This is a genomic window from Nitrospina sp. 32_T5 (assembly GCF_052156635.1).
Lineage (GTDB): Bacteria > Nitrospinota > Nitrospinia > Nitrospinales > Nitrospinaceae > Nitrospina.
The window spans coordinates 81,846-100,813 of the sequence record NZ_JBQKUO010000003.1 but is presented as its reverse complement, the minus strand read 5'-3'; the positions used below and the strand labels follow the sequence as shown (position 1 = coordinate 100,813).

Sequence of the window (18,968 nt, the reverse complement as noted above, 5' to 3'; positions counted from 1 at the left end):
GGTTCAACTCCCTTTACTCAGGTAGGTGGGGAGTTTTGTGGTGGCGTTGTCCACGATGGCGGTATTGAGTTGCGCCCGGGTCAGGTTGCGGACGCGGCTCAGGTCCACATTCCTCAGGTACGTTCCGGAGAGGTCGGTTTTGGTGAAATCGGCCCCGGTGAGTACGGCGCGGTCGAGTTTCACGTTTTGAAGATTGGCTCCAGTCAGGTTGGCCGCGGCCAGGTTGCATTCACTCAAATTGGCGGCGGACAGGTTGGCATGTGAAAGGTTGGCGCCGCGCAAATTCCCCCCTGTCAGGTTGGCTCCGCCAAGACTCTGCCAGGAAAGGTCGGCGCGAATCAGATTGCGTTTGCCTTTTTCAGCCCGCTGTCGGTCCGATAAGAATTGTGCCTTGGCCATGGAGGGAAACGTCCTCAAATCCTGAGTTGCTGTCCGGTGAAATCCTGTTTTACCGTGTTTGGACTGTGGGACTTATATCATTCAGTTTTAAACGACGGGGGAGCTTTTGCAAGTCTTTTCGGGAAACCCATACGAACTGCCTTGCTTTGATTTTGACCCGATTGCATGAACCGGCGTTCTTAATAGTTTGACAACTGTCGGAAGTCCCCTTATTTTTTGTTTGTTTTATCGGCGTAAGGGCGCGTGGCCCGGGCGGTCCATTCTTTCATACCAGACAATCCGTCGCAAAAGGAGGGGAGCATGAAACAACCAGGGGGGAATTCGGTTAGGAGAATATCGTGGGTGGCGGTGTCGGTGGTGGCCGCATTTCTGGCTTTCGCCTCACCTGGACAATCGGCGGTTCTGGGTGTCGGGATCACAGGCAAGGCGGGGACCACGGGCCTGGGTGCGGACCTGACGGTTCCGCTCATCACCAACTGGGTCAACCTGCGTCTCGGCTACAACAACCTCACCTATTTTTCCACATCGATCGATGACCTGGGTGGGGTCGATTACGAAGCCGACCTGGAATTCCAGGACGTTCCGCTGTTCATCGACGTCCATCCGTTTCACGGCAATTTCCGTGTAACGGGCGGGGTGTTCTGGCTGGATCACGATGCCATTCTGACCGCCTCCGGCAACCTCCGGGTGGGCAACAATACATATAACAATGCCTCCGTGCGTGCGGACATCCAGCATGGGCAGGACTTTGGGCCTTACCTCGGCATCGGCTGGGGCAACGCGGCGGACGACAATTTTCTCGATCTGCCGGTTGCGGTGGGGCTTTCGATGGACCTGGGTGTGATTTATGTCGGCGATTCGGAAGTCAACCTCCGGCAACTCAGTGGACCCGCCATTTCCCAGGCGGATCTCAACCGCGAGGCGCGGCAGTTGGAGGACGATCTCAGCGACGTGCCGTTCTATCCCGTCTTCACCATCGGCCTGCACGTCCGCTTCTAGTTCCACTGCGTTAACAGGCCGAGGCCTGCGGCCTTGCTTCGGTGAGGATCATTGGCGTGCGGACGGCGTCCGGTGCAGATGAAAAAAGCCCTCTTCCTTAAGAAGAGGGCTTTTGTCTTTGGCGGTTGTTCCCCCTGCTTCTGGATGGGGGACGTTCACTCCGGGCAGGGTCCGGTCAATAAATCGCGAGGTAGCGCAGGTTTGGCAGCGCGTGCGATTCCCTCAGCCGGTTGGAGCTGTCGACGTCGATGGAGTTTGCCGTCAGCTCCAGGTGCTCAAGGTTCTTGAGATAGGGTGAATTGAGCAGGGCCTCGGCTCCTTTGGGGCTGATCTGGTTGCGGTACAGGTCCAGCCGCTTCAGGTTCACCAGCTTGGGTGAGTTGGCAATGGCGATCGCACCTTCATCCGTGATTTTGTTCTTGCTGAGGTCCAGCAGGGTCAATGAATCCACGATGGCCGAATTCACCAGCACCTTCACCCCTTCGTCGTTCAACTGGTTTTTCATCAGGTTGAGTTCCGTCAGGCCCTGAAAATTGGCGGAGTCCACCAGCATTTGCGCCCCGGTGGGGGTGATCTTGTTGTCCCACAACGAAAGTTTTTCCAGGTTTTTGAAGGTCCCGGAATCGGCGAGGATCTTCACGCCCTCATCACCGAGGTCGTTGGATTTGAGGGCCAGCGTGCGTACATTCTGGGCTTTGGGCGTCTGGGCAAGAATGCGCATGCCTTTCACGCCGATGTGCGAATTGTTGAGGTTGATGCCGCTGCCATCGGCGTTGGTGTGCTCCAGGATGTGCTGGGGAATGTCTTCCGGCGGGCCGGTGCGCTTTCCGTAACCGTGGTAACTGCCCTTCGTCGCGCCTTTTTTGCCGTAACCGTAGGCGCCGTACCCATGCGGGGACTTGCCGGAGGAACACCCAGCAAGCACGAAGAGAGTGATCAATGCCATCAATGCCGGATAGGTATGGAATCGTTTCATTGTGGTCCTTCCTTGTTGTGAGTCCTGTTTGGGGTCCCTTCCTCTACGGATGCCTCACCGCGCACACCGAAACCCGATATAGTTCTGCCGCTGATCCGGGGTCAGTTTACCGCGAACCGTCGAACGAGCCAAATCCATATTCGAAAACCAGGAGCCGCCGCGCATGACCCGGAACGTGTTGCCGTAAAGGTCGTTTTTGACGAGGTTCTCAGGGTAGGGCAGGTACCAGTCGGAGGTCCACTCCCACACATTGCCCGCCATGTCGAGTGCCCCATAGGGGCTGGCTCCCATTGGAAAGGTGCCGACCGGGGCCGGGTAACGGTGCCCGTCCTTCATGCCCCGGGCGTTGGCGCGTGTGGGGTCGGGATCGTTGCCCCACGGATAGAAACGGCCGTCGGGGCCGCGCGCGGCTTTTTCCCATTCCACCTCTGTCGGCAGCCGCTTGCCGGCCCATTCGCAGTAATCGTGTGCTTCCTGCCAAGTCACCCCGACCACGGGCTGGGTGGGCTGGTTGAACTTTTCATTGTCCATGTATTTGGGTGCGGGGCGTCCGGTGGCTTTCAGATACGTTCGGTATTCGGCGTTGGTGACCTCGTGTTTGTCGATCTCAAACGCCTTCACCTGAACCTTGTGGGCGGGAGTTTCGTCGCGGTAGTACTCCAGCGACTCGGAAAAAAACGTCTTGGCGGCCCACTGGATGTTGTCCTCGGAACTGCCCATGACAAAGGGGTCGGCAGGAACGAAAACCATGCCGGGACTGGGATTGTGGGAGGGATTGGAAGCGCAGGCCGAAAGCCCGCCGCCGAGCAGAAGGGCGATGAGGATGGGTACCCAGGCACGCAGCCCAGACCCACAGCACCCTCCCGGAGAGTGCGGTTCCTGCACCTCAGGGTTCATGGAGCGGTTCCCGATGAATGGGGTTGGTAACCGGTCAGTTGCTTTGAATCAGCCCGGACTTGCGGGCGTATTCAAAAATGTTGCCCGCCTCGATGATGTCGATGACATCGCCCAGCGGCTGCAACGGGTACGTCGTGTTCTGCGTCTTGTTGGTCAGCGTGTTCGATTCCAGATCGATCTCGAGATCGTCCCCGGTCTGGATCTTGTCAGTCAGCGGGTCCTTCGTTTCCAGCGGAATGAAGAAGCCGCCGTCCACCGAGTTGCGGTAGAAGATGCGGGCGTAGGATTCTGCCACCACCGCCTGCACACCGGCGATCTCCATGCATGCCGGGGCGTGTTCGCGCGACGAGCCGCAACCGAAGTTCTTGCCGCCGATGACAATGGTGTAGGGCGACTCGTAGCCCTCTTCCACGAACGGTTTGTTGCCCTGCGGCAGGCCCGCGGCCTCATTCGGCACGCCGGAGAGGGCGAACTTGCCGTAGTTCTTGCGTTCTTCCGGATCGCTCAGGCTGTACACCAGGTGTTGAGCGGGGATGATCTGGTCGGTATCGATATTGTTGCCGAGGACGTACGCACGCCCCGAAATTTTCTTTTTCATGTGTATGAAACTCCAAAGGCCGAACGGCGGTTATACCGCCGCGGCCATGAATTCACGAGGATCGGTCACCCGTCCGGTCAATGCGGAAGCCGCCGCCGTGTACGGGGACGCCAGGAAAACCGAGGACTGCTTCGACCCCATGCGTCCGGGGAAGTTGCGGTTGGTGGTGGAGATCACCACTTCCTCGCCCTGCGTCCGGCCGAAGGTGTCCGCCGGACCGCCCAGGCAGGCGGCGCAGGAGGGCTCGCCGATCTGGCATCCCGCTTCCTCGAAAATCTGCATGACCGTCTTGCCGTCGATCTTGTGGGTCTTCAATTCTTTTTCCACTTCCATGGTGGCAGGCACGATGAAAGTCCCGATCTTGACCTTCTCGCCTTTCAGGATTTCCGCCGCGGCGATGAAATCCGTCAGCTTGCCGCCGGTGCACGACCCGATGTAGGCGCGGTCGAGCTTGACGTCGCTGCACTCGCGTGCCAGTGCCCGGTTGTCCGGCGAATGCGGCTTGGCCACCACCGGTTCCATGGCATCGGCATCGTACACCTTGGAGAAGAAGTAGCTCGCGTCCTTGTCGCCGTGCACCACGTTGTACGGTTTCTTGTTGCGCGTCTCCAGGTAATCGAAAGTGGTCTGGTCGGCTTCGATGACGGCGTTCTTGCCGCCCGCCTCGATGGCCATGTTGCAGAGCGTCATGCGCTCTTCCATGGACAGGCTCATCACCGCGTCGCCCGCCCATTCCATGGTGCGGTACGTCGCGCCGTCGCAGCCGATGTCGCCGATCACCTGGAGAAGGATGTCCTTTGCCATGATGTAGGGCGGGAACTGGCCGCGGAACTCGAAGCGCATGGTTTCGGGCACTTTCACCCACAGCTTGCCGGTGCCCAGGATGAACGCGGCGTCGGTGTTGCCGATGCCGGTCGAGAACATGCCGAACGCGCCGGAGGTGCAGGTGTGCGAATCGGTGCCGAACAGCACCTCGCCCGGCCGGTTGTGGCCTTCCTGCGCCAGCGCCACGTGGCAGACGCCCTTGTAGTTGTCCGTGCCGACGTCGTAATAATAAGGAAGGTCCTGCTCCTTGGCGAACGCGCGGATGATGTCGACATTGCGGTTGGCGTGCGGATCGGACGTGAATATATAGTGGTCCGGAATGATGACCACTTTCTCGCGGTCCCAGACCCTGGCGTTTTCGCCGAATTGTTTTTTGAAGATGCCGATGGTGCCCGGGCCGCACACATCGTGCGTCATCAGGACATCCACATCCACCCAGACATTGTCGCCCGGTTTGACCGAGGCTTTGCCCGAATGAGCGGCTATGATTTTTTCAGTGATGGTCATTCCCATTAGTGCGTTCTCCGACGGGAGCGGTTGATTCGTTCAATTGTATGGATTTGTTACCTGAACAGGTGTTCTACCTTACCATTTATACCCGCTTTTCAGGAACAAAAAAAGAGCCGACGTGCAAGGGATAAAGAAATGCGGCGGGCAGGAACAGTCTGAGGCTTTTCCTGAGCGGGAGATTGTATCCTGCATGCACCCACCGTTTCACCCCGTTCCCCGGAGGTCTCTCGCAACCCCGCAAGCCGTTATAGTTATTGAATCACCCCCGCATTTCTTGTAGTTTAGGTCAATTGGCCTTTTATCGTTGAATTTCAAAATCTTATCCGCCTCGTGAACGAATCGCCCAAAATCGTCATCGACCGCCGTCCGCTCTGGATCGTGGCTTTCGACCGCCTGCGCCGCGGCATTGTGGTGGCGATCCTGTTCGCGCTGTTCGTGGTGTTCCTCAACCAGGACGCTCCCGAGGGGCTGACCCCGCAGGCGTACAAAGTGTTGTGCCTGTTCGGGCTCTCCGTCGCGTTGTGGTCCACCAACGTCATTCCGCTGTCCGCAACGAGCCTGTTCGTCATCGGCGCGGTGCCCCTCTTGGGCATCATGGAAGACTCGCAGGTGTACGAGTTTTTCGGCAACAAGGCGGTGTTCTTCATCCTGGGCGCGTTCATTTTATCCGGCGCGATGATCTCCTGCGGGCTCAGCGTGCGTCTGTCCCTGTGGACGATCGAGAACTGGGGCCACGACCCGCGCAAGCTGCTGGCCTCCATCTACCTGTTTGGGGCGGCGGGTTCCACCATCATGTCCGAGCACGCCGTGGCGGCGATGCTGTTTCCCATCGTGGCGGAGATCGCCTCCGCCCTGCAGCTCGCTCCGGGGCGTTCGCAGTACGGCAAGCAGTTGTACTTTGCGCTCGGCTGGGGGTGCATCATCGGCGGCGCCACCACGGTGCTGGGTGGCGGACGCGTGCCTCTGGCGGTCGAGATGCTGGAGAAGGGCACCGAAAACGAACACACGCTGGGCATCCTGCAGTACTCGGTGCTGACCTTCCCGATGATTCCCATCCTTCTGGTCTGCGGGTGGGTGGTCCTGCGCACGCTGTTCAAGCCGGAGGCGGTCGATGTGACCCCGGCTCTGGAGACGCTGGAGCGCAAATCGCTGAGCCTCGGTAAGATTTCGTACCAGGAGATGGGCGTCGGCGCGGTGATGGCCGTCACCCTGGTGCTGTGGTTCGGGTTCGGCGACACCCTGGGCATCGCCAACATCGCCCTGATGGCGGTGTTCGCGCTGTTCGTGCTGAACCTCATCACCTGGCGCGCGGTGGAGCCGCACGTCAACTGGGCCATCATCCTGATGTACGGAGGCGCCATCTGCCTGGGGGAAGTGATGGCGGAATCGGGGGCCGCCCTGTGGCTGGCGGAGAAGGTGTTCCATGGATGGATCGCGTCGCCGACGGCCTTCCTGCTGACGCTGGCGGTGCTCTCGGTCCTGTTCACCACCTTCATGAGCAACAGCGCCGTCATCGCCATCCTGCTGCCGCCGGCACTCACCCTGTGCCCGGCGTACGGAATCAGCCCGGTGGTGGCGACGATGACCGTCATCCTGCCCAGCAACTTCGCGTTCATCCTGCCCATCGCCACACCGGCGTCGGCGCTGGCGTACTCCTCGCGCTACATCCCGTTGACCGACATGGTGAAGGCGGGGCTTTTGCTCAGCGCGCTTGGGATGTTGTCCTACCTGGTTCTGCTTTGGGGATACTGGCCCCTCATCGGGTTCGAATGAGGGAAAAAGAAAGAAGGCAGGCCAAGGAGACCGGGAGGGGTGGCCAACCTTGGAAGACACAGAGTGCCTCACTTCCTGCCTTCAACTTTAATTTCAGTTTTGGCTGACAAGAAAAGATCGTTTTGGCACACAACCTAAAAAAGGTGCCCACCCACATATTTAGGATGCGCAGTATATTCAAATTGTGAATAGTTGTCATTAAAATTAGCAAAAAGTCGTGACCTACCCTTTTGGGTAATGCTAGATTATATAAGGGTCAAGGTTGTTATGACCGCTCGCTTGGAACATTGCGGGTGGAATTCTTTTCAGGGGGGCACTAAAGTATGGATGCCGAGTCGCTGGAGATCTTGCCCATGTCGCCTTCGGAGTTGAAGAAGCGGCTGGACAAGGGTGAAATCGAGTGTCTGCTGGACGTGCGGGAAGACTGGGAACATTCCCTCTCCGCGCTGCCAAATTCCATCCACATTCCGCTCAACCAGCTCGTGGACCGGTTCCAGGAACTGGCGTTCGAGGACGAGATCGTGGTCTATTGCCACTTCGGCGAGCGGTCCCTTCGCGCCGGGAAGATCCTGAAAGAATCCGGTGTCGACACCGTGTACAACCTCATCGGCGGCATCGATGCTTACTCGCAGATCGCCGATCCCTCCATCCCCCGCTACCGCTCTCAAATGTAGCTCCCTTGCAGGGAGAAGAAACGGGGTCGTTCCTTTCTGGCAGACGAGGGTTCGTGGGCCCGGTTCCGCATCCTCTACCATTTCGATTTCATCCCATTGCTTCAAACGTTATCATGTGTTCCACCCGTGGAGGCACTCACAGAGTGTCGGGCGTGAGGGGGGTTTTAGGCCCCCCCTTCTCCGAAGCCGGGTCACACCCGGAGGAAACAGATTGTATTTGAAATTGGGCCCTCAGACCATCGTTCGCTGGGAGAGCAGTACCCGGCTTCCTCCCCACGCAGTGGGGCTGGGGGGCCTTTTCCTCCAGTTGGTTCACGCGGAGCGGCAGCGAAGCTTTTTTAAATGACAGGGTGGTTCAATCAACAAGGCAGGAGACGATGATCAACAAAGACGGAATGAAAGTGATCGACAACCCGAAGGAAGTGCGCGAGGAACTGTTGCGCGGCACAGGCGCGGTGATGGCCGACGGCGTCGCCATTTACATGGAGAACAGCAACGTGCGCGACAAGCAGATCGTCGTCGCCCGCTCGCCGGAAGGCGACCAGCCCCTCACCAAAAAACACTACGACCCAGCCGTCTTCGACCAGGCCTGGCTCCAGTTCAAGGAATGGAAGCGGGGATAAAGATATTGCGAAGATAAACTATATAGTTAGATCACCTTTGATTTTAAAAATGGATTTAGCCTAAAAGGGCTAAGTCCATTTTTTTATTTTTCCTTTGAATTTTCTTTTAAATGGCATTGTGCAAAAATAAGACAAATTATCGTTTCTCTTATGAGCAAAATAAATGAACTGGTCAACATTACTATCTTATAAAAGATTGGGTAAGGAAAAAAAGAAATCTAACCCAGATCAAAAAAGATCCGAGTGGCAAAAGGACTATGATCGGATAGTTTTTTCTTCTGCTTTCAGAAGGCTTCAAGATAAAACGCAAGTTTTTCCATTATCTGAAAGCGATTATCCACGTACAAGATTAACGCATAGTATAGAATCCTCGATTGTTGGTCGCTCGCTAGGAATTGAAGTTGGTTTTCGCCTTCAGAAAAAATATTCCAATATTTTTGGAGAAAATTTACTTTCTCCCTACGATATCGGAGCAATTGTTGCGGCTGCTTCGTTAGCCCATGACATAGGCAACCCACCATTTGGTCATTCGGGTGAAGAAGCAATTCAGACTTGGTTTAGTGCTGAAAACGATAAAAGAGAAAGTAAATTTAAACATTTGGAAAAAGAGCAGAAGTTAGACTTTCTGAACTTTGAGGGCAATGCGCAGGGTTTTAGGATATTGACAAGTTTGCAAAGACCAAAACAAAGTGGAGGCTTGCAACTTACTTACGCAACTTTAGGAGCGTATTCAAAATATCCTAGGGAGTCATTTGTTAAAAAAGCTAACTCAAAAATAAGTGGTGCTAGTTCTAAAAAGCACGGTTTTTTTCAAATAGACAAAAGCAATTTTTTAAAAGTTGCAAATAAAAATAAACTAAAGCCAAAGAAAAGAAATTCTGTTTGGTTTAGGCACCCCTTGGCATTTTTGGTCGAAGCAGCGGACGACATTTGTTATCAAATTGTGGATTTGGAAGATGCCTTTTTGTTAAGGCACGTTAATTTTGGCGAGGTGCGAGATCACCTATCGAAGCTTTTAAATGAGGATATTGGGCGGAGCTTTTTGGAAAGAAAGTCGGTTTCAGATCAAGAGAAGGTGGAGTATTTGAGAGCTAAGGCCATAAATTCGTTAATAGGAAAAGTTGTTACTAAATTTGATGAAAAAGAGTCTGCAATTTTAAAGGGGGAATTTGACAAGCCATTATTAGAGGAAATAAAAGAAAAAAGTGTTTTGGAGAAATTAGATAAATTTAACAAAAAAGAAGTTTATAAATTGAGAAAGGTTGTTTCCATTGAAATGGCTGGATTCAAGGTATTGGGAGAGCTACTTAACTTATTTGTCCCTGCGGCATTTGATTTAATTTTGAAAGGAAAAAAAGCATCTCCCAAAAGTAGGAAGGTTGCTGAGTTTGTATTAGGAAATAAAGATTTTGAAGAATTTAAAAAGAAATCTCCATATGAGGCTCTAATAAAGGTAACAGATTATATAGCCGGGATGTCTGATTCATTTGCTGTAGCAACCTATCGCCAAATAACAGGAATGTCCCTTCCGAATCGTTAAAAAAACAAGCAATAAGTAGATGCAGGTAGATTCTCTTCCATTGCAAGATTCTCTCACTCCAGCACATATCTCTGCATGAGGTAGCCCAGGCAGTCGTCGAGGGCGGCGTCGGGGCGGGTGGTCAGCATGGAGGGCACCACCGCCCGCTTCAGTCGTATCTCGTTACCCTTGTACACGAAAAACTCGTCGCCCACTTCCTTCCCCGTCTCGTCATACACAATCAGCCGCTTGCTTTCATCGTGCCGCCAGCCGATGCGCGTGTTCTCCGGCAGTTCCTTGAAGTTCAGGCTGTCCAGGTCCTCCACGAACACGAAGTCCTCCGATCCCCCTGAGTGATTGAACCCCACCGTGCACCCGTCGGGAAACTCGATGCGCCCGATGCTGTGAAACACGGACTCGTCCGCCGTGCGGTACCCCGTCGGCACGATCGCGGTGAGGTTCAGGCACTGATCGACGAAGCCGTGCACGCGCTCAAGGCCTTTGGGGTCGCCCGGCTGACCGCACTCCACCGTCACCGCCGGGCAGATCTCCGCGAAGGCTTTGGTCAGCACCGTGTCGGGCCGGGTGAAGTACACCAGCTTGTCGCTGAACAGTTTGCCGAGGAACACCCACGCCGGGTCGAGCTTGTTGATGGCGGAGTAGGGCGGGTTCTTGCCCGACGTATTGTGGATGTCGATGCACGCGAACAGCCCATTCTCCCGCACCATCGCCACCACGCGCGCCGCAAGGCGGTGCTCCGGCCGGTCGCCGCCGTTCCAGATGCGGTTGAAGTCGGGTTGCTGGTCGAGATGACGCAGGTTGCCCTTCGCCGCGTGTACGTTGCCGAGGAACAGCCACACACTGCGCGGCAGTCCCTCCGGCGCGGCGAGGTAATGCGCCAGCAGTTTCTGCATGGCCTGGAATCCCGTCGGCTCGTCGCCGTGCAGGAGCGTCGAGATGAACAGCGGCGGATCGGTGCGGCCGGGAAGACGCAGCAGCGTCGGGCCCGGCAGGATGGTATCCAGTCCTTCCACGGGAGTGGTGAGCAGGTCCGGCGGCACGGCATCGAGCAGGTGCAGGTCCATCGTCACACGCTCCACGTGTGCACCGGCCGGTGCGAGTGTTGTTTGTGGTAGTAGGCGGCGGTCAGCGCGGCCATGTCGGTTCCGTACTTGGCGACGAAATCCCTTTGCCAGCGCGCGCCGTTCTGCCCCGACCGCACCCGCTCGGCGATGATGCCGTGAATGTAATGCTCGATGTCCGCCTTGTCCACCCCCGCGCGTTCGAGTCCTTTCCGTGCGGCGGGCACGAGGTGTTCCAGGATCAACTCCTGCATGCGCACGGTGCGGTTGCCCGCCCACTTGATCTCCGAGCACAGGCCGTTTTTGGCGGCGCGGTAAAAATTGTCGCGCGCCTGCATGAACGGGATCCCGTCTTCCAGTTTTTCATCGTCGTTGACGAAGTACACCATGAGGCCAAGCAGGAAGGCGACGTGGGCGATGATGTCCGGCCGACTCGGTCCGGCGGCGGGCACGCGGTGTTCGATGCGCAGGTGCGGCACGCCGTCTGCGTTCACCCCGACAAGCGGACGCGTCCAGCGCCAGATGGTCCCGTTGTGCAGGCGCAGGTGGCTCAGGTCTTCCTCTCGGTCCTCGAAGTGGATGGGGAGCAGGACGGGGTACGCGTACAGGTTTTCGAGAAAGGGTTCGAGGATGGAGCTTTGCGCGTAACCGGTGCCGAAGGTGGCACGGCCGATGGTGCGTCCGTCCGCCGCGCGGAAACTGGCGACGGCGATCGACTGCTCGAACGCCGGGATGCGCGTCTCGTCCCACAAATCCTTGCCGAACAGGTACGGCGAGTTGGCCGTGACGGCCGCCATCGGCGCCGCCAGTATCTGTGACAGGTTGTAATGCCTGGCCGCGTTTTTGGGCGGGCACTGGATGTGGATCTGCAGGGACGTCGTCACCGATTCCAGCATCACGTCATCGTGTTCCACGCGCAGGCGGTCGTTGCCGTCGATTTCCAGAATGAGGCTGCGTCCGTTGCGCAGGCGCAGGACCTGTTCGTTGAGCGCCTGGTAGCGGCTGTTTACCGACATGTTGGCGACGGTCAGCGCGTCGTCGGTGATGGTGGGCAGGATGCCGATGGTCATCACGCCGCAGTCGTGGTCCCGCGCGCGGTGTTCGCACAACTCCCAGATGGCGGCGAGTTCGGTGTCCATGTCGCGGAACATGTGCGGGGACAGGGTTTGCGGCGTGCTGTTGATTTCGAAATTGAAGCGGGCCAGTTCCGGCACCACGAGGCCGTGGTTGATGGTGGGCAGGATGACGTCGTTCATCGGCGCAGGCTGGAACTGCGAGTTCACCAGCCACGCTTCCAGCTCGAACCCGCAGGCCCCCGGCTGGTTGTCAAACGCGCCGTCCCGGAACCAGGCGGAGAGGTGGTCTGTCTCCCGGTGGAGGCGTCGTTTGAACTCTTCAAAGTCCGCGTCGCAAAACTGGGAATGCGGAATGTCCAGGCCCATGGGCGGCGCCTCCGGAAAACGGCTTCACTTTAGAAAGTATAACGCATCCGGTGGCGAATCAAACGCCTTTTGCCGCCAGCTCGCGCAGGCGGGTTTCCACAACTTCATGCAGGGGATCGCGCGGCGGCGTTTGTCCCGTCCACAATTTCAACTGCTCGATGGCCTGGTTGACGAACAACTCGATGCCCGGAATCACCGTGCATCCCTTTTCCCTGGCTTCCCTGATGAGGCGTGTCTCCATCGGGTTGTACACCGAATCGAACACCACCATGCCGGGCTTGAGCAGGCGCGCCGGGAAGGGCGTGTCCTTGGTGTTGGGCGTCATGCCGGCGGGCGAGCAGTTGATGACGATGTCGGCTGTGTGCGAATCGATGTCGCGGATGCTGATGAGATTTGCGTTCAGCTCCTGCGCCAGCGCCTCGGCTTTCTCTTTATTGCGGTTGTAGGTAAGGGTGAGCGCCGCGCCCTGTTCGGTGACGCCGTGACCGATGGCCTTCGCCGTGCCGCCCGCGCCGATGATGAGCACCTGCTTGCCTTTGAGTTCCGTCACCGCAGTGAGCGCCGACAGCGCGCCGGTGACGTCCGTGTTGTAGCCCACCCAGTCGTTGTCCTCGCGCACCACCGTGTTGACCGCGCCGATCTTCTTCGCCAGCGGGTCGACGCGGTCCATGTGCTTCATGATGTCTTCCTTGAACGGCATGGTGACGCTGAGCCCGGTGAAGTACGCCTGGTAGGTGTTGAAGAAGCGCGTCAGGCTTTTCACCCAGAAGGGCACGTACACGTTCGGCAGGTTCAGTTCCGAAAAGGCGCGGTTGTGGATGAGGTAGCCCATGCTCTTGTTCACCGGGTCGCCGATGACGCCGAAGATCTTGCTGTCCAGGTTGAGGTCGTTGACGCGGTAAATGTGTTTCAGCGTGGTGGCAGGGATCTGTCCCGGCGCGCTTTCCTTGCCGCGGTCGAGGGAACCGAACGTCAGCCAGCCGCCGTACATGGGAGAGAGGATGCGGCTGACCTCGCCTTTCTCGCCCATGCAGAACGCGATCAGGTTCACCTCGTCGCGGCGCGCCCGGCTGAGCAGTTGCAGAAGCCGCAGGTTGTCGCTCAGGTCCTGCGCGTAGGTGATGATCTTGAGCACGTCGGCGGGCATCTGCGTCATCAACTCGTAGAGCGCATCGACCTTGTCGTCGGTGCGCGTGAAATCGTGGTGCGACAGGATGGCTTTGGAATTACCCTTGTTCTCCAGCACCGAGCGCAGGAGTTCCGGCGGCGTGGAGGTTTCGATGTCGATGTACATCGCGCCCAGCTCGATGGCCTGTTTGATGACGGCGACGCGTTCTTCTTCGGTGCCGGGAAACTGGCCGCCGTCCATCTTGGCGCGGTTGGTGACGATGTACGGCGTGTCGCCCGCGGCCTCAATCAGGCGCGGCAGGTCGTGATCGGGGATCAGGTCGAGACGGAATTCGATGAAGTCGGCGACTTTCCTGCAGGCGTCGATATCTTCAAGCGCGCGGTCCATGCTGGGACCGACGATGGGAACGCAAATCATGAAACCTCGTTGGATGATGGGCGGAAAAATTCGGTGCGCGTCAGCGGCGAGCCCCGATTATGCCCGATGCGGTGGGGAAAATCCAGCGAAGGGAGTTTGGCTGTGAGTGTGTTGGATCAGGGAACGGGTCCGCCGACGTGCCGGGCATCAGCCCAGTCGGCTGCCCCGGCGGAAAGAAAACGGAATCTCCAATTCTTCTTCCTCCTGAGAATTGGCGATGTTCAGGAAGTCGAGGAGTTCTTCATCGGACGGGTTCTCTTTCGGGGGTTCTCCACCACGGACCGAAGCCGTCTGCGGCCGTGAAGTCGCGGGCGGGGTGATCGGTATCGCCGCCTGTGGGCCGGCAGCGGAAGCCGCCTGAGCCGTGGGCGTGGATGCGGCCTGGGCGGAGGTCGTCGAAGCCGCCTGGCTTGCGGAAGGGGTGGTGTTTTGCTGTGCGGCCTGCCTGGATTCGAACGTGGATTCGGACGGGTTCGACGCGCGCACCTGGTTCTGCTCGAACAGGCGCAGAGCTTCCGTGGACAGGCTGACGCGGTCGGCCTGTCCCTGCACGGTTCTCAGGTTGCTCTGCTTGTTCAGATCCGCAATGCGGGTCTGGCTCTGGTAAACCTGGAACGCACGGGATACTCTGGTTACGCTGAAATCCATGAGTCCACGATCTCCTTATTCACGCATCGCCGGAAAATTCCGTTCCCTTGGCGCCAAACATGCCGTACTGCTTGATGTTGTTCTTGCGGGTTTTCAGTTCCGACAACTCCTCCCGCGTGTTCAGGGCTTTCGCCTTCAGGGTTTCCGTACACGTGTTTTCCAGCTCGATCAGTTTTTCCATCAGACCGAGCACCTCATTCTGTAAGGGCCGGGCCCGTTCCTGAAGATCCTGCCGGTCCCCGTCGGTCAGCGTGTCGGCGCTTTCCTTCAGGGCCCGCTCCAGTTCCTGCATCGAGCGAAGATGTTGTTCCTTGTTCTGGATCACCCGCACCAACGTCTCGTCGTCTCCGGCATCGATGGCCTCTTTCTGCTGACCGGCCAGTTCCAGAAGCTTGTTGTAACCCGTTTTCTGGGACTCGAGGCCGTCCATGATCTGTTGTGCCAGTTTGGAAGTCACAGTCATACCACCGCGATCAGGTTGCGCAACAGGTCATTGCCGGCATTTTCCTGGAACAGCTCGGCCACCTTGGAAGGCACCTGCGAAAGCTCCCGGATCTGCTCCTGTTTGAAATTCAGGATACCCAGGTTGTCGCTGAGTGCCAGTTCCAGTATCGGTTCGATTCTGGAAAGGATACCACCTTCTTCGCGAGTCAGGATATTAAAAACCTTTCCCGGGTTCTGGTTCAACGCCCGTTCCAGCTGGGGGCGATTGATTTTCAGGGTATCGTCCGACTCCGTCTGGATACCGATGGCCGACAGTTCCCGGAACAGTTTGCTGCCAACATGTTTGAACAAATCCGTCGAATTGTCTTTCAGGTTGCGCACCGCGTTGGTGAGGCCGATTTCCTGAAACGTGGTCTTTTCCGTGTTGACGCTGTTGATGCCGAGGGACCGGGTGTTTCTCTGGAACCGGGCCTGTTCCTGCGTGCGTGCATCCCTTTCATTGATCTGTTCAAGCACGCCCTGCGAATTTTTGATCAGGTTGTTGCGCAGGGTTTGAATGTCGAGGTCGCGGGCAAACACCTTGTCGCCGCCCAGGATTTTGTTGAATGCCTGGATTGCGTCGTTGAACCGGTCCACGAGCGTTTCAATCTGTTCCGCCGCTCCTTTGGCATCGACCCGCACGCCCACCTCAACAGCCTGGCTGGAGGTACCCCTGAGTCTGATCGTGACCCCGTTCAGGATGTCGTCAAATGTGTTGGTCGCGCTTTGGAATTCTTTTCCGCCAATTTCGATCACCGCATCCTGCGCCAGCCGGTTCAGGTCCGTCACCTGGTTGTTGACGGTGACCAGCTGCTTGTCCTTGAGCACGGAAACGTTCTGGCTGTTGAGCGTGAAGAATCCGAGTTGGAGAAGGAGCCCGTCGGGATCGTCCAGGTTGATGCGTTCTCCTTCCGCCGCGGTCAGCTCCAGGCGGTTGTCCGATGACAAGGTGGCGGTGACACCGGTCTGGGCCGTGCCGCCGTCCAGGATGCCGTTGCCGTTGGCATCTTCCGCCGGGTCCAGCACGCCGTTGTTGTTGGCGTCCTCGATGATGAACAGGCCTTCAAAAAACGGGGTGGCCGGGATTTCTATGATATCGATCAGGCCGTTGCCGTTGAAGTCTTCCGGACCGTCCAGCACGCCGTTGCCGTTCACGTCTTCGCCGCGGTTGATCTTGTTGGCGATGTCCAGAAGCGTGTCGCCGGCGGCGACGGTCACTTCCACGCCGTTGATGGAAAAACTGCCACTCAAGCCCAGTGCACCGAGAGACTGGGCGTCGGACACCCGCAACTCGCGGGTGGCCTGTTGCACCACATTCACTTGAAAACGGGATATCGGGGCTGTCTCGTTTGCCGTTACCTGGACGACGTTGCGGTCGGAAGAAAATCCGGTCAGCAGGTTGAGCGCTCCGGTCTGGCGCAGGGTCTCCACCGAGCGCTGCAGTTTCTCCAGCCGCGAGCGAAGGTCGCCCAGGGCATCGTTCTGCAACTGCACCACCGAGTCGCGTTTGGTGAACTCATCGAGCAGGGGAAGGCCCGTATCCCGGAAATTCTCAGTCAAAAAGCGGCCGCTCTGGGCAACCCGCAATGCCGACAGGGGCCCGCGCAGATCGCTGATCACAGGGAACCCCCGCTCGACAAAACTGAAGGAACCCGCCAGCAAGGCACCGCGATTGGGAAGAGGCGATCCGATGGTGCGTCCCAGTCCGAGAATGCCCTCGGTGGCTTCCGGGGACAGGTCCACCTGGTCGACGATGCTGTCCGTGATCCCGGAAAGCACCTGGCCCAATCCACCCAGGGTCCCGCCCAGATTCAGAGGCGACAGGAACGAGCGCAGATTCAACGTTCCCGTCAGGGAAAGGTTGAAGTTGCTGAGAATGTTATTACTCAAAAGTGCCATGGTCGATGCTCGACAGGGTCCTGCTTAAATGAACCGGTTGATGTTGAGCCCACGCTGGGCCACCCGGGATTCCGGATCCAGATCCAAAGGCCGGGGGCGTTGTTCTTCCTCTTCTTGCCGGCGGATGCGCCGGGCCTCGACCTGTTCTTCCACCCGCTCAATGCGGGCCTGCTCTGCCCGTTCCGCGACGATGGACTGGGCCACCGGGGCGACGCCCGGTTCCTCCACCGCTCCCGGAGGCACGAAGGCTTCTCGCTCGTTCAACAGCAGGTTGTTGCTGCCCCGTTCAATGGGGGTGTCCTCGTTGTCATCCCTTTCACGGATGAGGTTGCGCAGTTCACGGTTGGCGCGCAGGGCCGGGTCCGTTTCCAGGAAATTCGAGCGCAGGGCGCCGCGGTTTTCCGTCAATTGCTGAATATTGGTCTCCGGTTCCTCCTGCTCCAGAATCCGGGGCTGTGCGTTGGCGGAAGGCGGTGTTTCCCGATCCAGAGGCTGCGGTGCTTCGAGTTCATCTTCCAGTGCCCGTTGCTGTTGAAAACGGGCCGGGTCCAGCACCAGGGGCTCGGGGGCCAGCTCAAGCCTTGCCGCAGGGCCCTCTCCGCCCGGCTCCGTGGCCAGGCCCCCACCCGTCTGAGGCCTGAGCTCCAGGTTGCCGGGGCGGCGAATGACAGCCGCGATCGCCTGTTCGATGGGACTGAACGGCTGGGGATCGTCCGGATTGTTCCGGTCCAGAACCAGCCCGGGTTCGTCGTTTTCCTGGCCGATGATCCGGCGGTTCACACCGAGGTCCCGCAAGGGAATCGGCGTCGTTTCCGCCTCGCGCCGGACCACGTCCTCGACCGGGCGGACCTCTTCCTGCGGACGGGGTGCGAGATTCACCCGGTCTGTCGGCTGGCCGGTACGGAGGGCTTGTTCTCTCCTCTCCTCGCGCTCCTCTTGCGCGCGGCGCAACCGACTGACCGGGCCCTCATCGTTGTTGTTCTCCCCCAGGCGGGGAAGACCAATGCGATTGAATGGGAAATTGCTGTCTATTTCTGCCATGGTGTCCTGCTTTCCGGCTTTTTGGGGTGCCGGTGATCCCAATTGCTCAAGTCTTATCTTTTTAATCCGTTAAGAAGTACAGGCGAACTGAACTTTCCCGACCCGGATGCCTTCAAAAAAATAATAAGGAAATCAATCCCCAGGGCTCACCCCGTCAATCCTTATGTACCGTCCCCTGATGCGTCAATTCACACAACTTATTGTTTTTTAATGAAATTGAACGGGTATGCCATCGGGTAACCAAGCCCGGGCAAAACAAACCCTATTTCCTTAACGGCGTTCGCACATGAGACTTTAGGGAAAAATAAATAAAGTTTGAATATTTTTTAACTTATTGAAAACAGGAAGGTTGAATAGGGGAGTCAGGGAGTTGGGAGGGGGGGGAGCCCGAAAATGTCAATTTTTGAGTTGGGGCAGGACCTCAAGCCAGTCTTCGTAATAAGGCAGAAATTCGTATTCCAGCAGGTCGGCGAGGCGAATCCAGTCCTGGTTCTTATGGACTTCCAGTACAGCCTGGGTCATTTGCAGTAACTTTTCTTTGCGGTCGGACAGGGTTTTGCCGCTGTACTGGGTGTTGTTCACGTCCAGTTGGCGAGCCTGCACCACCAGCTCCACGAGCTGGGAAAACCAGTCGATCCCGTCGACCACGTCCATGAACAACTGGTTGGCCTGCTGCTGTTTGCCCTCGCGGAACATCTGGGCCACCTGTTGCAGACCGGGTATCAAGCGCTCCAGGTACCCGATGGCGTTATGGATGTTTTCGTTGACCATGTCGTTCATGGTCGAGGTTTCGATCTCCAGCTTTTGTATTTCGGTCAGGAGCATTTCCTTGGATTCATTGGAGCCGAACTCCATGCTCTGGTCGTTGATACGGATTTTAAAAAGAAACTGATCGTCATTCAGTGTTTCTTTCTGGATATGTTCCAGCAGGTCGCCCAGCCTGGTTTGAGTGTAGGAGGTGTTGTCTTCGTTGCCGTTGATAAAGATTTTCATAGGGAGACCTGGTGAGAGTGTTGGAAGTGGAAGAAGACCGC

General features: G+C 57.5%; 18 protein-coding genes. 5 read left to right on the top strand and 13 right to left on the bottom strand.

Annotated elements, in window-relative coordinates:
- Positions 1-3: 3 nt before the first annotated feature.
- Entirely contained in the window at positions 4-399 is a 396-nt protein-coding gene (locus tag ACTRW9_RS08850; protein WP_442429064.1) for a pentapeptide repeat-containing protein, read from the bottom strand.
- Between the two features lie 300 nt (positions 400-699).
- On the opposite strand from ACTRW9_RS08850, the gene ACTRW9_RS08845 reads away from it, so the two are divergent.
- A complete protein-coding gene (locus ACTRW9_RS08845; protein ID WP_442425879.1) occupies positions 700-1,398 on the top strand; it encodes a hypothetical protein in 699 nt (232 codons plus the stop codon).
- Positions 1,399-1,573: 175 nt separating this feature from the next.
- On the opposite strand, the gene ACTRW9_RS08840 is transcribed toward ACTRW9_RS08845, so the two are convergent.
- Genes ACTRW9_RS08840 through ACTRW9_RS08825 form a run of 4 tightly spaced genes read right to left on the bottom strand, consistent with a single transcriptional unit; the run spans position 1,574 to position 5,207 of the window.
- Complete coding sequence (locus ACTRW9_RS08840; RefSeq protein ID WP_442425878.1) at positions 1,574-2,374, bottom strand: hypothetical protein; 801 nt, start codon at positions 2,372-2,374, stop codon at positions 1,574-1,576.
- Between the two features lie 54 nt (positions 2,375-2,428).
- A complete protein-coding gene (locus ACTRW9_RS08835; protein ID WP_442429063.1) occupies positions 2,429-3,271 on the bottom strand; it encodes a formylglycine-generating enzyme family protein in 843 nt (280 codons plus the stop codon).
- Between the two features lie 34 nt (positions 3,272-3,305).
- Complete coding sequence (locus ACTRW9_RS08830) at positions 3,306-3,869, bottom strand: LeuD/DmdB family oxidoreductase small subunit (protein ID WP_442425876.1); 564 nt, start codon at positions 3,867-3,869, stop codon at positions 3,306-3,308.
- Positions 3,870-3,899: 30 nt separating this feature from the next.
- Positions 3,900-5,207, bottom strand: coding sequence for a 3-isopropylmalate dehydratase large subunit (locus tag ACTRW9_RS08825; protein ID WP_442429062.1), 1,308 nt, complete (start codon positions 5,205-5,207; stop codon positions 3,900-3,902).
- 327 nt (positions 5,208-5,534) lie between these two features.
- Between ACTRW9_RS08825 and ACTRW9_RS08820 the strand changes: the two genes are divergently transcribed.
- The 4 genes from ACTRW9_RS08820 to ACTRW9_RS08805 all read left to right on the top strand — a co-directional run bounded on the left by ACTRW9_RS08820 (position 5,535) and on the right by ACTRW9_RS08805 (position 9,814).
- Positions 5,535-6,977 (top strand): SLC13 family permease, encoded by a 1,443-nt coding sequence (locus tag ACTRW9_RS08820; RefSeq protein ID WP_442425874.1) that lies wholly within the window; start codon positions 5,535-5,537, stop codon positions 6,975-6,977.
- A 323-nt stretch (positions 6,978-7,300) separates the two neighbouring features.
- On the top strand, positions 7,301-7,651 hold the full coding sequence (locus tag ACTRW9_RS08815) for a rhodanese-like domain-containing protein (RefSeq protein ID WP_442429061.1): 351 nt from the start codon (positions 7,301-7,303) through the stop codon (positions 7,649-7,651).
- A 377-nt stretch (positions 7,652-8,028) separates the two neighbouring features.
- Positions 8,029-8,274 (top strand): hypothetical protein, encoded by a 246-nt coding sequence (locus ACTRW9_RS08810; RefSeq protein ID WP_442425871.1) that lies wholly within the window; start codon positions 8,029-8,031, stop codon positions 8,272-8,274.
- 163 nt (positions 8,275-8,437) lie between these two features.
- Positions 8,438-9,814 (top strand): deoxyguanosinetriphosphate triphosphohydrolase, encoded by a 1,377-nt coding sequence (locus ACTRW9_RS08805; RefSeq protein WP_442429060.1) that lies wholly within the window; start codon positions 8,438-8,440, stop codon positions 9,812-9,814.
- Positions 9,815-9,867: 53 nt separating this feature from the next.
- On the opposite strand, the gene ACTRW9_RS08800 is transcribed toward ACTRW9_RS08805, so the two are convergent.
- The 8 genes from ACTRW9_RS08800 to ACTRW9_RS08765 all read right to left on the bottom strand — a co-directional run bounded on the left by ACTRW9_RS08800 (position 9,868) and on the right by ACTRW9_RS08765 (position 18,927).
- Positions 9,868-10,893, bottom strand: coding sequence for a M14 family metallopeptidase (locus ACTRW9_RS08800; RefSeq protein ID WP_442429059.1), 1,026 nt, complete (start codon positions 10,891-10,893; stop codon positions 9,868-9,870).
- On the bottom strand, positions 10,881-12,317 hold the full coding sequence (locus ACTRW9_RS08795) for a hypothetical protein (protein ID WP_442429058.1): 1,437 nt from the start codon (positions 12,315-12,317) through the stop codon (positions 10,881-10,883). The genes ACTRW9_RS08800 and ACTRW9_RS08795 overlap by 13 nt, the downstream gene beginning before the upstream one ends.
- Before the next feature lie 58 nt (positions 12,318-12,375).
- Positions 12,376-13,863, bottom strand: coding sequence for a shikimate dehydrogenase (gene aroE / locus ACTRW9_RS08790; RefSeq protein WP_442429057.1), 1,488 nt, complete (start codon positions 13,861-13,863; stop codon positions 12,376-12,378).
- Between the two features lie 147 nt (positions 13,864-14,010).
- Positions 14,011-14,511 carry a hypothetical protein gene (locus tag ACTRW9_RS08785; RefSeq protein ID WP_442429056.1) on the bottom strand — a complete coding sequence of 167 codons (501 nt, stop codon included), beginning with the start codon at positions 14,509-14,511 and terminating at the stop codon, positions 14,011-14,013.
- Between the two features lie 19 nt (positions 14,512-14,530).
- Positions 14,531-14,974: a flagellar export chaperone FlgN gene (flgN, locus tag ACTRW9_RS08780; RefSeq protein WP_442429055.1), complete on the bottom strand. Its 444-nt coding sequence runs from the start codon at positions 14,972-14,974 to the stop codon at positions 14,531-14,533.
- A complete protein-coding gene (gene fliD / locus ACTRW9_RS08775) occupies positions 14,971-16,893 on the bottom strand; it encodes a flagellar filament capping protein FliD (protein WP_442429054.1) in 1,923 nt (640 codons plus the stop codon). The genes flgN and fliD overlap by 4 nt, the downstream gene beginning before the upstream one ends.
- A 24-nt stretch (positions 16,894-16,917) precedes the next feature.
- The gene (locus ACTRW9_RS08770; protein ID WP_442429053.1) at positions 16,918-17,934 is read right to left on the bottom strand and encodes a hypothetical protein; all 1,017 of its coding nucleotides are present in this window, start codon (positions 17,932-17,934) and stop codon (positions 16,918-16,920) included.
- A gap of 396 nt (positions 17,935-18,330) precedes the next feature.
- Positions 18,331-18,927, bottom strand: coding sequence for a hypothetical protein (locus ACTRW9_RS08765; RefSeq protein WP_442429052.1), 597 nt, complete (start codon positions 18,925-18,927; stop codon positions 18,331-18,333).
- Between the last annotated feature and the right edge of the window lie 41 nt (positions 18,928-18,968).

Excerpts from the sequence above, each read along its gene's own strand:
- ACTRW9_RS08825 (WP_442429062.1), bottom strand. The coding sequence starts at position 5,207 with ATGGGAATGACCATCACTGAAAAAATCATAGCCGCTCATTCGGGCAAA.
- ACTRW9_RS08845 (WP_442425879.1), top strand. The coding sequence starts at position 700 with ATGAAACAACCAGGGGGGAATTCGGTTAGGAGAATATCGTGGGTGGCG.
- ACTRW9_RS08785 (WP_442429056.1), bottom strand. The coding sequence starts at position 14,511 with ATGGATTTCAGCGTAACCAGAGTATCCCGTGCGTTCCAGGTTTACCAG.
- fliD (WP_442429054.1), bottom strand. The coding sequence starts at position 16,893 with ATGGCACTTTTGAGTAATAACATTCTCAGCAACTTCAACCTTTCCCTG.
- ACTRW9_RS08850 (WP_442429064.1), bottom strand. The coding sequence starts at position 399 with ATGGCCAAGGCACAATTCTTATCGGACCGACAGCGGGCTGAAAAAGGC.
- ACTRW9_RS08765 (WP_442429052.1), bottom strand. The coding sequence starts at position 18,927 with ATGAAAATCTTTATCAACGGCAACGAAGACAACACCTCCTACACTCAA.
- ACTRW9_RS08815 (WP_442429061.1), top strand. The coding sequence starts at position 7,301 with ATGGATGCCGAGTCGCTGGAGATCTTGCCCATGTCGCCTTCGGAGTTG.
- ACTRW9_RS08805 (WP_442429060.1), top strand. The coding sequence starts at position 8,438 with ATGAACTGGTCAACATTACTATCTTATAAAAGATTGGGTAAGGAAAAA.
- ACTRW9_RS08830 (WP_442425876.1), bottom strand. The coding sequence starts at position 3,869 with ATGAAAAAGAAAATTTCGGGGCGTGCGTACGTCCTCGGCAACAATATC.
- ACTRW9_RS08840 (WP_442425878.1), bottom strand. The coding sequence starts at position 2,374 with ATGAAACGATTCCATACCTATCCGGCATTGATGGCATTGATCACTCTC.
- aroE (WP_442429057.1), bottom strand. The coding sequence starts at position 13,863 with ATGATTTGCGTTCCCATCGTCGGTCCCAGCATGGACCGCGCGCTTGAA.
- ACTRW9_RS08810 (WP_442425871.1), top strand. The coding sequence starts at position 8,029 with ATGATCAACAAAGACGGAATGAAAGTGATCGACAACCCGAAGGAAGTG.
- flgN (WP_442429055.1), bottom strand. The coding sequence starts at position 14,974 with ATGACTGTGACTTCCAAACTGGCACAACAGATCATGGACGGCCTCGAG.
- ACTRW9_RS08795 (WP_442429058.1), bottom strand. The coding sequence starts at position 12,317 with ATGGGCCTGGACATTCCGCATTCCCAGTTTTGCGACGCGGACTTTGAA.
- ACTRW9_RS08835 (WP_442429063.1), bottom strand. The coding sequence starts at position 3,271 with ATGAACCCTGAGGTGCAGGAACCGCACTCTCCGGGAGGGTGCTGTGGG.
- ACTRW9_RS08770 (WP_442429053.1), bottom strand. The coding sequence starts at position 17,934 with ATGGCAGAAATAGACAGCAATTTCCCATTCAATCGCATTGGTCTTCCC.